Genomic DNA, 15654 nt, shown 5'->3' with positions numbered 1-15654 from the left:
CTTTATGAGCCAGCAAGAAACTATTCTCAAAAATGCCTTTGCCGCGGCTTTAGCGGTGGCTGACCCAATCCAAATTGTTCCTGAATATCTCGGTAAGATCTTTCCTCAAGGTTCGGAGCCAAAAGGAAGGTGTTTAGTGGTGGGCGCAGGCAAAGCCAGTGCATCAATGGCAACTGCCCTAGAGTCGCATGCTCAGAGTCATTGGCCTAATGCAATGATTGAGGGGGTAGTGTTGACCCGCTATGGGCACAACTCCCCTACTAGTCATATCCAAATTATCGAAGCAGGTCATCCAGTACCTGATCAAGCCGGCATGGACGGTGCTAAGGAAATCTACCGCTTAGTTGGTGAATTACAAGCTGGCGATGTTTTGATTGCCTTAATCTCCGGCGGCGGTTCAAGTTTGCTCACTTTGCCTCAAGCTGGCATCAGTATCGAAGATATGCGCAAGACTACCGAGGCGCTTTTACGCTCAGGTGCGCCAATTGAAGAGATGAATGTTGTTCGTAAACATTTGTCAGCGATTCTGGGTGGTAATTTAGCAAGGCTGGCAATTGCACGCGGTGCTCGAGTTGAAGCATTGCTGATTTCGGATGTCACTGGAGATGCTCCTGCAGATATTGCAAGTGGACCTTGCGCGCCAGATTATTCGACCTTCCAAGATGCTCTGGATATTTTGGTTAAATATCACTTAAGCTCTGACTCTATTCCAGAATCTGTTTTATCTCATTTGCAGCGTGGTCTTGCGGGTGAAGTTCTGGAGACCTTAAAAGAAGCAGATCTACAAAATACTGCAGTTAGTAATCATGTGATTGCTACGGCCTATAAAAGTCTTGAGGCTGCGGCAGACTACGTCCGTACACAAGGTTATGAGCCAGTGATTTTGGGTGACACCATTGCCGGGGAAGCTCAAGAAGTAGGTATAGAGCAAGCTGCCTTAGCCCGACAGTGTTTATCGACTAAGACCAATGGACCAATCGCCTTTATCTCGGGTGGTGAGTGTACGGTAACTATTCCTAGTGGAATTCAGGGTCGTGGTGGCCGCTGCAGTGAGTATCTACTTTCATTTTTTGCAGCATCAACTGATCTTCCTCATGTTTCAGCTCTAGCTGCAGATACTGATGGTATCGATGGTAGTGAAAAGAATGCTGGTGCGTGGTTTACTCCCGCGATTCGCCAGGCTGCTAATAAGCAAGGCTTGATCCCTTCACAGTACCTTGACCAGCACGATTGCTATGGTTTTTTTGCGCAATTAGATGCTTTAGTAGAAACTGGCCCTACACTGACAAACGTAAACGATTTCCGCATCATCTTGCTTGATAAATAATTATGTCCAATAGCCCAACACAAATTCAACTGATTCAGCCGGATGACTGGCATTTGCATATTCGTGACGGTGAAGTAATGCGAGATGTATTGGCGGATACTGCGCGCCAATTTGCGCGTGCCATCATCATGCCAAATTTGAAGCCGCCAGTGACTACGGTTGATTTGGCAAATGCGTATCGCGGTCGCATTGAAGCCAGTCTTCAATCTTTGGGCGTGACTAGCTTTACACCACTAATGACCTTGTATCTCACAGATAACACTTCTGCGGATGAAGTACGTAAAGCAAAGAATGCCGGCATTGCTGGATTTAAGCTTTACCCTGCAGGAGCAACAACTAACAGTGATGCGGGTGTGAGTGACATTAAACGTTGTTATGCTGCACTTGAAGCAATGCAGGCTGTCGGCATGCCCTTGTTAGTGCATGGTGAAGTGACTAGTGCTCACATTGATATATTTGATCGTGAGGCGGTATTTATTGATGAAGTGCTCGAACCTTTACGTCAAGATTTTCCTGAGCTGAAGATTGTGTTTGAACACATTACTACTAAGCAAGCAGCGCACTATGTACGTGATGCGCACACTGCTGAAAAAAATAATATAGCCGCTACGATTACTCCGCAACATTTATTAATGAATCGCAATGCGATTTTTTCTGGTGGTATTCGTCCGCATAACTACTGCTTGCCAGTACTCAAGCGTGAAGAACATCGCGTTGCCCTATTAGAGGCTGCAACGAGTGGCAACCCCAGATTTTTCTTGGGCACCGATAGTGCGCCCCACGCCAAGGGTGCTAAAGAAGCTGCTTGCGGTTGTGCTGGTTGTTATAGCGCTTTTAATGCCTTAGGTTTATATGCTGAGGCATTCGAGAGTGTTGGCAAGTTGGACAAGCTTGAGGGCTTCGCCAGTTTCTTTGGTCCAGATTTTTATCTATTGCCACGCAATACCAAGAAAGTAACTTTGGTAAAGCAGGCGCAAAGTATTCCTGCAGAGCTTCCTTTGGGTGACGAAACGATTGTGCCGCTGCGTGCAGGTGAGACGATTGCTTGGACCTTGGCTTAAGTTGCCACACAAGCCCCTAATTCATTTTTAGACTAAATTTCTGCGACTGCGTTAGACTGCAGGCGCAGAGTCAATTGGGCAATCGCCGCCTCTTTATTGAGGGGGAGGAAAGTCCGGACTCCATAGGGAAGGGTGATGGCTAACGGCCATCCACGGTGACGTGAGGAATAGGGCCACAGAGACGAGCGTATTTAGTTACGGTGAAACGCGGTAACCTCCACCTGGAGCAATCCCAAGTAAGCAGGCGATGAGGCGTCCCGCTGAGTCTGCGGGTAGGGAGCTTGAGCCGTCAGGTAACTGCCGGCCTAGAGGAATGATTGCCCCTAGATGCAAATCTAGGCGACAGAATCCGGCTTATCGATTGACTCTGCACTTTCTCAATACTTATTCGTCATTCAGGACGTCGATGGAATAAGTAATTTCTGCTGTTTTGGCGAGCATGGTTGTCGCGGAGCAATACTTTTCATGGGAAAGCTTCACTGCACGCTCAACCTTGGTTAAATCGAGGTTTTTGCCCTTAACCGTGAAATGCAGGTTAATTTTGGTAAATACTTTGGGTTCAGTCTCTGCCCGCTCGGCTGTCAGATGGAGATCGCAGGCGCTTATCTCTTGTCGAGCTTTTTGTAGGATTGCCACCACATCAAAGGCAGAGCAGCCCCCAGTACCCGCCAAAATCAGCTCCATAGGTCTTGGGGCACTATTTTTGCCTCCAGCTTCGGGCGGTCCGTCCATGGTGACTTGGTGGCCACTGCCTGTTTTTGCCGAAAACGCCATGCCGCCATTACCTAACCAACTTACTTGACATTCCATGTTAGTGACCCCTAATTTAATAAATTAATCAATATTATCAATAGTTTAACAATAATAATGGGGCTTAGCTGCTCAGCAAATTTTCCTTAAAATCATCAGAAAATTGATTTTGGTCAATATTCTTGCGTTGCACCATATTTCTCGATACAATAACCACATTGGTAGTCAGTCTTATATAAGAGATTGATTTACCGCCCAGTGTCTCCTCCACTTAGACATAGGTGGATTCCAACCCAGGACTAGTTCCTGGGTTTTTTTTGGGTTACAATTCAAGGCTTTACTGAATTACCGAACCAGTCAGCGGTAATTGTTTTACCAAGTGAATTACAGAATCTGCGAGCTTGCAAACATAAGCAGGGCCAAGGTGGACGTGGTTTAGTTGGAGTAACTTTTTTTGACTATAACAATTTGAGAAATCATGAAAACTTTTTCTGCAAAATCCCATGAGGTGGTGCATGAATGGTTCGTGATTGACGCTACGGACAAAGTCCTCGGTCGTGTCGCCAGTGAAGTGGCACTCCGTCTACGCGGCAAGCACAAGCCTGAATACACCCCACACGTTGATACCGGCGACTTCATTGTTGTCATCAACTCTTCTAAGCTACGTGTTACAGGCACAAAAGGCTTGAACAAAATTTATTACCGTCACAGCGGATACCCAGGAGGTATTAGCTCGACCAACTTCGACAAGATGCAAGACCGTTTCCCAGGTCGTGCTTTGGAGAAGGCTGTGAAGGGTATGTTGCCAAAAGGCCCACTAGGTTATGCCATGATTAAGAAATTAAAAGTCTACGGCGACGCCAGTCATCCGCATGCGGCTCAACAGCCAAAAGCGTTAGAGATTTAAGGAAACTAAATGGCTATTAATTATGGAAATTGGAATTACGGTACAGGTCGTCGCAAGAGCTCTGTAGCACGTGTATTCATTAAATCTGGCAAAGGTGAGATTACTGTTAACGGTAAACCTATCGATGCTTACTTTGCTCGCGAAACATCACGCATGATCGCTCGTCAGCCTTTGGCTCTCACAGCTCACCTAACAACCTTTGATATCAAAGTAAACGTTAGCGGTGGCGGTGAAACTGGCCAAGCTGGTGCAGTTCGTCACGGCGTTACTCGTGCATTGATGGATTACGACATCACTTTGAAGCCAGCCCTGTCCAAAGCAGGTTTGGTCACTCGCGATGCTCGTGAAGTTGAGCGTAAAAAAGTTGGTCTGCATGGCGCGCGTCGTCGTAAGCAGTTCAGCAAGCGCTAATTCTTTCAGTCGCTATAGTTTTATCGAAAGGGTCGCGCAAGCGGCCCTTTTTGTTTCTACAGTCAGCGTATTAGAGAGATAAAATGCATCTGTCGGTATTTTGGAGAATGGCATGATTAAAGTTGGCATCGTAGGTGGCACGGGATATACCGGAGTGGAGCTTCTGCGCTTGTTGGCGCAGCACCCCGAAGTTAAGATCCAGGCAATTACTTCTCGCACGGAAGCTGGCATGCCAGTGGCCGAGATGTTTCCCTCTTTGCGTGGCCGCATTGATCTCAAGTTCACCACACCGGATGAAGCTAAATTAAATGAATGCGATGTTGTGTTCTTTGCAACACCTCACGGTGTAGCAATGGCGCAAGCAAAAGAATTGCTTGCTAATAATGTGAAGATCTTGGATCTGGCTGCCGACTTCCGTTTAAAAGATGTCAAAGAATTTGCTAAGTGGTACGGCATGGAACATGGTTGCCCAGAAATTTTGGCTGAAGCAGTTTATGGCTTGGCAGAAATCAATCGTGAAGAAATTAAAAAAGCCCGCGTCGTGGGTTTGGCTGGCTGCTATCCCACCTCTGTTCAACTGGGCCTTGCCCCATTACTGTCACCAAAGTCTACTGGTGGCAAACAGCTGATTGATGGCACACATATTATTTCTGACTCAAAGTCAGGTACTTCAGGTGCTGGACGTAAGGCAGAAATTGGGACTTTATTGTCAGAATCGGCTGATAACTTTAAAGCTTACGCTGTTAAAGGCCATCGTCATCTTCCAGAAATTGTCCAAGGCTTGAAGGCTATCGCTGGTCATGATCAGATTGGTCTGACATTTGTGCCGCACTTGACGCCAATGATTCGGGGTATTCATTCAACTTTGTATGTGCGCTTGACTGAGGCTGGAATGAAGGTGAATTTCCAAAAGCTGTATGAGGATTTCTATCAAGGCGAGCCTTTTGTGGACGTAATGCCGGCGGGTAGCCATCCAGAAACACGCTCTGTTCGGGGTAGTAATGGCTTACGGATCGCCATTCATCGTCCCGGCGACGGAGATACTTTAGTTATTTTGGTGGTTGAGGACAACTTGGTAAAGGGTGCTTCAGGCCAAGGGGTTCAGTGTATGAATCTGATGTTTGGCTTGCCTGAGACCACTGGATTGACTCAGATTGCTGTTTCACCATAATGGGGCTAGCTGGAAAGACCTTTCAGCAAGCTTGGAATTAAAAGCCTAAAATGAATTATTGTTTTTTGAATTAGGAGTAAATCATGACCCAATTAGCCACGCAAGACACTGCACAACCAGTACAAGACTTAGCTGAGCCACCAACCCCGTTGGTGTTTACGGATAGCGCCGCTGCAAAAGTGGCTGACTTGATTGCCGAAGAAGGTAATCCAGAACTGAAGCTACGCGTGTTTGTTCAAGGTGGTGGTTGTTCAGGATTTCAATACGGCTTCACATTTGATGATGCTGTGAATGAAGATGACACCCTATTTGAAAAGAATGGCGTGACTTTGTTGGTGGATTCAATGAGCTTCCAATATTTAGTTGGCGCTGAGATTGATTACAAAGAAGATATCAACGGTTCACAGTTTGTGATTAAGAACCCTAACGCGCAAACCACTTGCGGTTGCGGCTCTTCCTTCTCCGCATAAGAACTAACTTAGTAACTTAAGCTGGATAGCAAGCGCCTAGAATCCTAGGACCTTTAGCTCCCGTAACGGCTGGCAAATTTGCTGGCCGTTTTTCTTTATGAGCCCACGCTAACCAGGCAAATGCAAGACCTTCTACTAGTTGTGGATCAATCCCAAGTGCATCGCTGGTCATAATCTCGAGTGAGCTGTTAAATAAGTCTTCAGCTCTGGCTTTAAATAATTCCAGTAAGGCAATATTGCGTGCACCACCACCACAGACAATTAGAACCTGGGTTTGCGGCGCATGACGTAGCACCGCTTGGAGTGACGAGTCTACAGTCAGTTGTAATAGTGTAGCTTGCACATCTTCTGAATTGATGTTCTCTGTACCAATGTGCTTTTGTAGCCACTTCAAATGAAAGTCGTCACGGCCTGTACTTTTTGGTGGGGCTTTTGCAAAAAATGCATCAGTCATCATTCTTGAAAGTAGTGCTGGATTGACTTTGCCTTGAGATGCCCAGGTACCATTTTCATCAAATGTATGGCCTTGCTGTTCTGCAATCCAAGCATCCATCAACATATTGCCGGGGCCACAATCAAAACCCTTCACTTCACCCTTACTTGGTAGGAGAGTGAGATTGGCAATGCCGCCGAGATTAAGGACAGCAATATTTTTATCCGCAGCAAACTGTTGCGCATGAAAGGCTGGCACTAAGGGGGCACCGTGACCACCAGCAGCGAGATCGCGACTTCTGAAGTCTGCGATGACATCAATTCCGGTTAGCTCTGCAAGCAGGGATGGATTGAGGGTCTGGTGTGTATAAGCCAGATGATGAGCGAGATCGGCTTGGTGACGAATGGTCTGACCATGGGCACCAATCGCACTGATATCGGCAGGTAATAGATCATTCTGAGCCAGCAAATGCTTGACTGCATCTGCATAGGCTATTGCGAGGGCATTAGCAGCCTGATTTTCTCGGTGAATCTCGTTTGGTCCGGGACTCTGTAAGTCTAGAAGGGCTTTACGCAATTCAGGGGTAAATACAGTGCTCATTGACCCCAAAAGGCTGGTATCACCAGCTGCCCCAATCTTTGCCAGTACGGCATCTATTCCATCTAGGCTGGTGCCAGACATCAGGCCAATATAGAGTGGATGGGGCTTATTCATGCGGTATCAGGACTTTGTTCTCAGGAATGCGACAATTATGCTTTAGCAATCTAAATACTAATTTAACCGAATCAGTTCACCAATACAGCATGACGGCTAAACCAGAACAAAAATACCCACTGACCCCCGAAGTTTTTGCAGCCCTTGAAGTGACTAAAAGGGGGTGTGATGAGTTATTGGTTGAGGCCGATTGGATTCAAAAGCTAGCCAAGAGTCAGGCAACTGGCACGCCTTTACGTATTAAGTTAGGTTTAGATCCTACAGCACCTGATATTCATTTGGGTCATACAGTTGTTTTGAACAAATTACGTCAGCTCCAAGATTTAGGTCATACCGTAATTTTCTTGATTGGTGATTTCACAAGCATGATTGGCGATCCTTCTGGACGCAATGCAACACGCCCACCACTGACTGCAGAAGAAATTGCTGTCAATGCGCAGACTTACTACCGTCAAGCGAGCATGGTGCTAGACCCTGCTAAAACTGAAGTGCGCTACAACAGCGAGTGGTGTGATCCGCTCGGTGCACGCGGCATGATTCAGTTGGCAGCACGATATACCGTTGCGCAAATGTTAGAGCGTGATGACTTTACAAAACGCTACCGTAGTGGCGTGCCCATCTCTGTGCATGAATTTTTATATCCTTTAATGCAAGGCTACGACTCGGTTGCTTTGAAGAGTGACTTAGAGCTTGGCGGTACTGATCAGAAATTTAATCTTTTAGTTGGGCGTGAGCTCCAACGTGAGTATGGCCAAGACCCACAATGTATTTTGACTATGCCATTACTGGTTGGTTTGGATGGCGTTGACAAGATGAGTAAGTCCAAAGGTAATTACATTGGTATCAGCGAGCCTGCTAGTGAGATGTTTGGTAAGCTCTTGAGTATCTCCGATGAATTGATGTGGGATTACTTCACGTTATTGTCATTCCGCCCGATGGCTGAGATTGATTTAATGAAGCAAGAAGTTGCTGCCGGCAGAAATCCTAAAGATTGCAAGGTGTTACTCGCACAGGAAATTGTCGCCCGTTTCCATTCCCAAGCTGCTGCAGAAAAAGCACTTGAAGACTTTAATCACCGCGCTAAGGGCGGCGTACCTGAGGATATTCCAGAGGTAAATCTTTCTGGTGCCCCAATGCAGATAGCCAATCTCCTGAAGGCTGCAGGCTTAACCCCATCAACATCAGAGGCGATGCGCAACATTGAGCAAAACGGCGTCAAGATTGATGGCACAACAGTGGCTGACAAGCAATTAAAAATCGAGGCCGGTACCTTTGTTGTGCAAGTAGGTAAACGTAAATTTGCTAGAGTGACGCTAGTTAAATAGCGGTAAAGAAATTGACTACACCGCTAAATATTACTTTGCTGTTTCAGAAAAAATGAATCACGATGAGACATTCGCTTAGATATCTTTTAAATAAATATACTTTTTATTTTGGCGGAGATCAGCCGTATGTCTCTTGGTTAGAGCGCTTTCGATCCGTGTTCGGTATATTTATAGGTCTTTTACTTGTGCTCACTATCTCAAAGTTTCTTGGAGATCTCAGTGGTGTCAATGAATGGCTTATGGCTTCCTTGGGTGCTAGTGCTTTACTTGTTTTTGTACTTCCACAGAGCCCTATGGCCCAACCTTGGGCAGTCATTGCCGGCAATACCTTATCTGCTTTAATTGGTATTTCAGTAATTCATTTTGTGGACGACCCGCTGATGGCAATGTCATTTGCAGCCAGTCTATCCATTTTTGGAATGTTTATTTTGCGCTGCTTGCACCCTCCAGCCGCTGCAATTGCTTTAATTGTGGTGCTTGGTAATGTCATGCATTATCGGTATGCATTTTTTCCGATAATGATAGATTCTGTAGTGCTAGTTTTGGTTGGAGCGGCCTACAGTAACTTAACAGGTAAAATCTATCCCAATAGACCAAACTAGGATTGGTGGTTTTCCTTAGCTTATCTGGCCACTATCATTAGGTGGTGTTAAGCCAAAATGCTCATAGGCTTGACGGGTTGCTACTCTTCCGCGGGAAGTTCTTTGCAGATAGCCTTGCTGAATCAGGTAAGGCTCTAAGACATCCTCAATAGTGTCACGCTCTTCACCAATCGCTGCGGCTAGGTTATCAATCCCCACTGGACCACCATCAAACTTGTGCAAGATGGCTTCAAGCAATTTGCGGTCCATCACATCAAAACCGCTTGGGTCGACATCAAGCATCTTCAATGCGGCATCAGCCATCGCTTTAGTGATGGTGCCAGTGCCCTTGACTTCGGCATAGTCACGCACTCGACGCAATAAGCGATTGGCAATGCGTGGAGTGCCTCTAGCGCGCTTCGCAATCTCAATTGATCCCTCGGGATCAATATCAGCCTTAAGTAGGCTGGCAGAGCGCGTAATGATTTTGGTGAGCTCTTCGGTCGTGTAGAACTCGAGTCTTGCCACGATGCCAAAGCGATCACGTAGGGGATTGGTGAGCATGCCGGCACGAGTAGTGGCACCAATTAAAGTAAATGGTTTGAGATCAATCTTGACGCTACGTGCTGCAGGGCCTTCACCAATCATGATGTCTAAGCTGTAGTCCTCAAGGGCGGGGTATAGAATTTCTTCAACTACAGGAGAGAGGCGATGAATCTCATCAATAAAGAGCACATCGTTTGCTTCTAAATTCGTCAACAATGCTGCAAGGTCACCAGGTCTATCCAAAACCGGGCCACTGGTTTGGCGTAAGTTCACACCAAGCTCTCTGGCGATAATGTGGGCTAGGGTGGTTTTACCAAGTCCTGGAGGGCCAAACAAGAGAACGTGATCTAGAGCTTCTTGTCTTGCTTTAGTCGCTGTAATAAAAATCTCTAATTGGGCACGAGCCTTGGTTTGGCCAACATACTCATCAAGCTGTTTTGGGCGTAAGGCTCTTTCAAAAACGGCTTCAGAATTGCCTACTGCGCCACTAACAATGCGGTCATTGCCTTCCGGTAAATCTTCGGGGATTGAGCTGAGGTCTTCTGTGTGGATTGCCATACTGCAAGTGTAGTGGTGTTTGGGTAACTGCTTATGAAGTCTTCGAGAGGTATTTCAGACCCATGCGGATGCCATCTGATACGGTGCTATCCGGCGGGATTTGTTTGAGGGCGAGATGAGCCTCTTTTTCTGAATAACCCAGCGCCAAGAGGGCCTGTAACACCTCGCTGCTTGCTTCAACTGCTTGGGACTTACCGCCAACAATTCCTAAATCTGGAGCTAACTTGCCCTTCAGTTCGAGGCAAAGACGTTCAGCAGTCTTTTTGCCAATGCCAGGCACTTGAGTAAGACGCCCTGCCTCTTGCATCGCAATTGCTTGTGCTAACTCATTGACGCTCATGCCAGAAAGTACCGCAAGTGCCGTGCGTGAACCAACGCCGCTAATCTTAATCAGTTGTCTAAATGCTTCACGCTCAGTTTCAGTGGCAAAGCCAAAGAGCTGCTGCGCATCTTCGCGGACTTGGAAGTGGGTGAGTAATGTAATTTTTTGATTGGTCTCTGGCAGCTGATACAGGGTGCTCATGGGCACATCGATCTCATAGCCAACACCTTGGCAATCTACCAAGAGGCGGGGTGGATGAACTGAAACGAGAATTCCTTGAATGCGACCAATCATGTAAAGATCTTAACCTGTTTGTATTGTTATTTCTTGCTACTCTTTTTGGGTGCAAGGGCAGTAGTAATTGCTTTTGGAATCTGGGCGTGATGTGCAGCGCAAATCGCCACACCTAGGGCGTCAGCCGCATCCGTTCCAGGGGCGCGGCTCAGGCGTAGTAAACGTTTGACCATTTCTTGAACTTGCGACTTAGTAGCTCTACCGGTTCCCACAATCGATTGCTTTACTCTCAGTGCGCTGTATTCAGCAACAGGGAGTTTGTCAGATACTAAGGCTGCAATTACTGCACCTCGCGCTTGACCCAGCATGAGGGTGGAGCGAGGATTGACGTTCAGAAACACTTCTTCGATAGCTGCTTGTTCTGGGTGGTAGGTCTCCAGTACTTCTTTAATGCCCGCATACAAGATTCCTAATCTCACAGGAAGACCTTGGTCTGGATCGCCACTTTCAATCGTCCCAGAGGCTACGTAACTCAGTTTTTGGCCATTCACATCAATGACACCAAAACCGGTTGTTCGTAGACCTGGGTCGATTCCTATCCAGCGCATAAGTGCTTAGTGGCGGAAGTGGCGTGTGCCGGTGAAGATCATAGCGATTCCATGCTCATTAGCTGCCGCAATGATTTCATCATCACGCATACTGCCACCAGGCTGAATGGCACAACTTGCACCACCATTCACAACGACATCTAAGCCATCACGAAATGGGAAGAAGGCGTCGCTTGCCACTGCAGAGCCTTTGAGGCTGAGGCCAGCGTTTTCCGCCTTAATGCTTGCCATGCGAGCAGAGTCTACGCGGCTCATTTGGCCAGCGCCGATACCGAGGGTCATACCGTTAGCGCAATACACAATCGCATTGGACTTCACAAACTTCGCAACGCGCCATGCAAACATCATGTCGTGCATTTCGCTTGGAGTTGGAAGACGCTTACTAACCACACGCATTTCGTTCTCAAGCACGTTCTTCGCGTCGGGGGATTGCACTAGTAAGCCACCGCCCACGCGTTTGAAGTCAAAAGCATTAAATCCAGTGCCCAGAGGAATCTCTAATAAGCGAACATTTTGTTTGGCAGCAAAGATGATCTTGGCGTCATCGCTAAAACTTGGGGCAATCAATACCTCTACAAATTGCTTAGAAATCGCTTCAGCTGCGGCGCCATCACATGGCACGTTGAGGGCAATAATTCCACCAAAGGCTGAGCTCGGATCTGTTTTGAAAGCCTTTTGATAGGCCTCAAGGGCGTTGGCGGCAACTGCCACACCGCAAGGGTTGGCGTGCTTGATGATGACGCAGGCTGCGGCACCACCAGCATTACCAGCAAAGCTCTTGACACATTCCCAAGCAGAGTCAGCATCAGCAATGTTGTTGTAGGAGAGCTCTTTACCTTGCAATTGTTTGTAATTCGCAAGCGCACCATCAACTGGATAGATGTCTTTATAGAAAGCGGCAGATTGGTGTGGGTTCTCGCCATAACGCATCTCTTGTACTTTTTCAAAGGCAAGGTGCAGTGTTTCTGGATAGGCAGAACGTTTCTGATGATCGAGGTCATCACCTAACGCAGATAAATAATTTGCAATCGCACCATCGTATTGGGCGGTATGGGCAAATACTTTTTTGGCTAGACCGAGATTGGTCTTATAAGAAACTACATTCTGATTGGCTTTCATCTCTTCGAGAATAGGCGCGTAATCGTCTGGAGAAATCAATACAGTCACATCTTGGTGATTCTTGGCGGCAGCGCGCAACATCGCTGGACCACCAATATCAATGTTCTCAACCGCATCTTCAAATGAACAATCTGCTTTAGCAACTGTTTCATTGAACGGATAAAGATTAATCACGAGCATATCGATCGTATCGATGCCATGCTCTTTCAATGCAGCCATATGCTCAGGAAAGTCTCTGCGAGCCAACAAGCCACCATGCACCATGGGGTGTAAGGTCTTTACGCGACCATCGAGCATCTCTGGAAACTTAGTAAGAGAAGATACTTCCACTACAGGTAGATTATTTTCAGCCAGGAGTTTTGCAGTGCCACCAGTAGAGATCAGCTTGATGCCTTGCTCATGAAGGGTTTTGGCAAACGGCACAATGCCATTTTTATCGGAAACAGAGAGTAAGGCTGTGCGGATCATATTTTTCAGAAGGTTTAATTAATTAAGAATTTGCGAATAGGGTTTGATTTATTTCAGGAGCTGGTGCTCTACCAACTTCTTATGAAGCGTATTACGGTTGATGCCAAGATACTGTGCCGCCAAAGACTGATTCTGCTTCGCATGCTGCATTACCAATTCCAGCATTGGCTTTTCAACCACTGCGAGAACCATTTGGTATAAGTCGGATGGAGGTGTTCCTTTGAGATCGTCCAAGTAAGCTTGGAGTTGGGTCTCAATGCATTCGGTGATGGGGTGCTTATTAGTCATGGATAAATTAAATAAAAAACTAAATTTAGGCTGCTTCTAAAAATAACAAACTGTCTGAATAGGATTTCATTTCATTGAAAAAATCATTCACCATTTGTAATTGGGTTTTGCAATCGTCGGCAGTGTTCATTCTTTGGCGGAAAGCATGGGAGTCACGCAAGCCCTTGCAGTACCAACCGATGTGCTTGCGTGCCGTGCGCAAACCAACATATTCACCGTAGAACTCATAGTGATCAATGAGGTGGGCATTCATAATCTCTTGAATCTCATTAATCTGCGGCGTTGGTAATTTTCCGCCTGTTTCCAGAAAGTGATTAATCTCACGAAAAATCCAAGGACGTCCCTGAGCGGCGCGACCAATCATGATGGCATCAGCACCGGTTTCTTTCAAAACAAATTCTGCTTTTTCTGGAGTGGTGATATCGCCATTGGCAACCACCGGAATGGCAACACTATTCTTCACTGCGGTAATGGTTTCATACTCAGCTTCACCGTGATACAGATCAGCTCGCGTGCGACCATGAACGGTCAGCATGGAGATGCCTGATTGCTCAGCCAGGCGCGCAATATGAATCGCATTTTTATGTTCACGATCCCAGCCTGTTCGAATCTTCAAGGTCACAGGAACCGCATCAGGCCCCACCCCTACAGCCTGAACTACAGCTTCTAAAATTTGCTGCACCAAAGGCTCATCTCTTAGTAGTGCGGAACCAGCCGCAACATTACATACCTTTTTGGCTGGGCAACCCATATTGATATCAATAATTTGGGCGCCATGATCGACGTTAAGCTTTGCTGCAGCAGCCATCATCTGCGGATCAGCCCCAGCAATTTGGACTGCAATCGGCTTAAATTCACCTTGGTGGTTAGCGCGACGTTGGGTTTTCTCGCTCTTCCATAGCAAGGCATTCGAGGCAATCATTTCAGATACGGCATAACCAGCACCGAGCTTTTTGCAAAGCTGACGAAATGGACGATCCGTTACCCCAGCCATTGGGGCAACAAACAATTTATTTGCGAGAAGGTGTGGGCCAATCTTCATGTGTTTTGGGCTAGGCTACAGAGGGCTTTTAGGGCTACAGGAAAGGGTGTCACTTTAGCACAAATCAGCCTGCATTTGCCTAAAAAATAGGCACACTCCATGACTTAGGCCAAATAGGGAATGCTTCTATTTTGGAGGCTATTTCAGCCTCTTACCGCCTACCAAACATCATCTGCCGGGCTAGGGCTGTTTTGATGGGAGGAAGCCATTGGAGGGCCGATAAAGCCAATCCACGGCCCATCACAACAGGCAGTAGATTAGAGGTGAAGATTCTGGCCATGAAGTCAGTTAGGCCGATGGTGGCAGAACGATCGAGCTTACGGCTTTGGGCATATTCCTGCAAGGTGGTTTCAATGGCCAGAGGCGTTTTTTGATCCTCAGACTTAGAGAAGAGGATGCTGAGTTTTTCCGCTAAGAGATAGGCATCCCGTAATCCAAGGTTGAGACCCTGTCCCGCAACGGGATGCAAGGTCTGGGCGGCATTGCCAATCCAAACTTCATTACCTTGAGTAATTTCTTTGCGGTAATTGAGTCCTAGTTCGTAAAGTCGGCGATCTTGGATTTTGAGAAATTGTCCAATGCGTGAGCCAAACTCGACTTGCAAGCCTTTCAGAAAATCAGCGTCACTTAAAGCTAGGCGTGCTTGTGATGAGCTTGGAGTTCCGCACCAAATCAGATTCAGAATATTGGGGCCATAGTGGCTCGGCAAAACTGCCAGGGGTCCTTCAGAGGTGAAGCGCTCCCAAGCTTGGAAGGGTGAACTATTCTCAACCTCGACTAAGCCGACTAAGGCAGATTGCTCATAGTCTCTGCCAGATTCCACCCAGTCTTGGGTTTTAAATAAACCACCTTCAGCATGCACTACACACTTGGCTTGAATGTTTTCAATATCGGTGCTGGCTTCGATATGTTTCCAAATGAAATGGGGACTATTTTTTTGAATATCTCTTAAGGCTTTGCGCAGCGTGAGGTGAATATCACGATAACGAATGATGTGGCCTAAAGCCTTTTGACCAAGCTCTTCGCGGGTCATCAGAGCACGACCAAAGCGGCCCGCTTGCGAGACATGTACTCGATGAATATCAGCGCACTCAGTAGGCCACGCATTGATAGTGTCTAACAATAGCTTGCTACCGTGAGAGAGGGCGACTCCCCGGCTATCAGCATTGACTAAATCAGCGTCATCTGCAGGATTGCGATCCAGTAGCGCGATATTGGCCTCAGGAAATTTTTGCAGGCACCATGCTGTACAGGCTAAGCCTACTGGCCCACCGCCCTGAATCACAATATCGAAGTTCTCTGCTGACATGCTTGCTAAT

The 15654-nt window shown here is 46.9% G+C and carries 17 protein-coding genes and 1 other RNA gene; 9 read left to right on the top strand and 9 right to left on the bottom strand.

Going from position 1 to position 15654, the window contains the following annotated elements; all coding sequences use genetic code 11:
• Positions 1-4: 4 nt before the first annotated feature.
• The 3 genes from C2747_RS09475 to rnpB all read left to right on the top strand — a co-directional run bounded on the left by C2747_RS09475 (position 5) and on the right by rnpB (position 2761).
• Positions 5-1327 (top strand): glycerate kinase type-2 family protein, encoded by a 1323-nt coding sequence (locus C2747_RS09475; RefSeq protein WP_215331555.1) that lies wholly within the window; start codon positions 5-7, stop codon positions 1325-1327.
• Positions 1324-2388, top strand: a complete 1065-nt coding sequence (gene pyrC, locus C2747_RS09470; protein ID WP_215333157.1) for a dihydroorotase — start codon at positions 1324-1326, stop codon at positions 2386-2388. Before C2747_RS09475 ends, pyrC begins: the two co-directional genes overlap by 4 nt.
• A 66-nt stretch (positions 2389-2454) precedes the next feature.
• Positions 2455-2761, top strand: an RNA gene (gene rnpB / locus C2747_RS09465) — RNase P RNA component class A.
• A gap of 11 nt (positions 2762-2772) precedes the next feature.
• Here rnpB and C2747_RS09460 read toward each other — a convergent pair.
• A complete protein-coding gene (locus C2747_RS09460; RefSeq protein ID WP_215331553.1) occupies positions 2773-3198 on the bottom strand; it encodes an OsmC family protein in 426 nt (141 codons plus the stop codon).
• Positions 3199-3616: 418 nt separating this feature from the next.
• On the opposite strand from C2747_RS09460, the gene rplM reads away from it, so the two are divergent.
• The 4 genes from rplM to erpA all read left to right on the top strand — a co-directional run bounded on the left by rplM (position 3617) and on the right by erpA (position 6097).
• Positions 3617-4045, top strand: a complete 429-nt coding sequence (gene rplM / locus C2747_RS09455) for a 50S ribosomal protein L13 (RefSeq protein ID WP_015422034.1) — start codon at positions 3617-3619, stop codon at positions 4043-4045.
• Between the two features lie 9 nt (positions 4046-4054).
• Positions 4055-4456, top strand: coding sequence for a 30S ribosomal protein S9 (rpsI, locus tag C2747_RS09450; protein WP_215305363.1), 402 nt, complete (start codon positions 4055-4057; stop codon positions 4454-4456).
• A gap of 112 nt (positions 4457-4568) precedes the next feature.
• Complete coding sequence (argC, locus tag C2747_RS09445) at positions 4569-5627, top strand: N-acetyl-gamma-glutamyl-phosphate reductase (RefSeq protein WP_215331551.1); 1059 nt, start codon at positions 4569-4571, stop codon at positions 5625-5627.
• Between the two features lie 83 nt (positions 5628-5710).
• Complete coding sequence (gene erpA / locus C2747_RS09440; RefSeq protein WP_215331549.1) at positions 5711-6097, top strand: iron-sulfur cluster insertion protein ErpA; 387 nt, start codon at positions 5711-5713, stop codon at positions 6095-6097.
• Between the two features lie 16 nt (positions 6098-6113).
• Here the strand turns inward: erpA and C2747_RS09435 are convergent, their stop codons facing one another.
• Entirely contained in the window at positions 6114-7244 is a 1131-nt protein-coding gene (locus C2747_RS09435) for an anhydro-N-acetylmuramic acid kinase (protein ID WP_215331547.1), read from the bottom strand.
• Between the two features lie 89 nt (positions 7245-7333).
• Between C2747_RS09435 and tyrS the strand changes: the two genes are divergently transcribed.
• Positions 7334-8569, top strand: coding sequence for a tyrosine--tRNA ligase (gene tyrS, locus C2747_RS09430; protein WP_215331545.1), 1236 nt, complete (start codon positions 7334-7336; stop codon positions 8567-8569).
• 62 nt (positions 8570-8631) lie between these two features.
• On the top strand, positions 8632-9171 hold the full coding sequence (locus C2747_RS10580) for an HPP family protein (RefSeq protein WP_215331543.1): 540 nt from the start codon (positions 8632-8634) through the stop codon (positions 9169-9171).
• A 15-nt stretch (positions 9172-9186) separates the two neighbouring features.
• Here the strand turns inward: C2747_RS10580 and ruvB are convergent, their stop codons facing one another.
• From ruvB to C2747_RS09390, 7 genes are all read right to left on the bottom strand, one after another.
• Positions 9187-10254, bottom strand: coding sequence for a Holliday junction branch migration DNA helicase RuvB (gene ruvB / locus C2747_RS09420; protein WP_215331541.1), 1068 nt, complete (start codon positions 10252-10254; stop codon positions 9187-9189).
• A gap of 31 nt (positions 10255-10285) precedes the next feature.
• Positions 10286-10870: a Holliday junction branch migration protein RuvA gene (ruvA, locus tag C2747_RS09415; RefSeq protein ID WP_215331539.1), complete on the bottom strand. Its 585-nt coding sequence runs from the start codon at positions 10868-10870 to the stop codon at positions 10286-10288.
• A gap of 26 nt (positions 10871-10896) precedes the next feature.
• A complete protein-coding gene (gene ruvC, locus C2747_RS09410) occupies positions 10897-11418 on the bottom strand; it encodes a crossover junction endodeoxyribonuclease RuvC (RefSeq protein ID WP_215331537.1) in 522 nt (173 codons plus the stop codon).
• Between the two features lie 6 nt (positions 11419-11424).
• Positions 11425-13005: a bifunctional phosphoribosylaminoimidazolecarboxamide formyltransferase/IMP cyclohydrolase gene (gene purH / locus C2747_RS09405; RefSeq protein ID WP_215331535.1), complete on the bottom strand. Its 1581-nt coding sequence runs from the start codon at positions 13003-13005 to the stop codon at positions 11425-11427.
• Positions 13006-13053: 48 nt separating this feature from the next.
• Positions 13054-13293: a helix-turn-helix domain-containing protein gene (locus C2747_RS09400; RefSeq protein WP_215325802.1), complete on the bottom strand. Its 240-nt coding sequence runs from the start codon at positions 13291-13293 to the stop codon at positions 13054-13056.
• Between the two features lie 25 nt (positions 13294-13318).
• A complete protein-coding gene (gene dusB, locus C2747_RS09395; protein WP_215331533.1) occupies positions 13319-14335 on the bottom strand; it encodes a tRNA dihydrouridine synthase DusB in 1017 nt (338 codons plus the stop codon).
• Positions 14336-14486: 151 nt separating this feature from the next.
• A complete protein-coding gene (locus tag C2747_RS09390; RefSeq protein WP_215331531.1) occupies positions 14487-15644 on the bottom strand; it encodes an FAD-dependent monooxygenase in 1158 nt (385 codons plus the stop codon).
• Between the last annotated feature and the right edge of the window lie 10 nt (positions 15645-15654).

Origin of the sequence: Polynucleobacter corsicus (assembly GCF_018688255.1) — a bacterium.
GTDB lineage: Bacteria > Pseudomonadota > Gammaproteobacteria > Burkholderiales > Burkholderiaceae > Polynucleobacter > Polynucleobacter corsicus.
The sequence above is the reverse complement of the archived record's forward strand: the minus strand, read 5'-3'. Positions and strand labels throughout refer to the sequence as shown.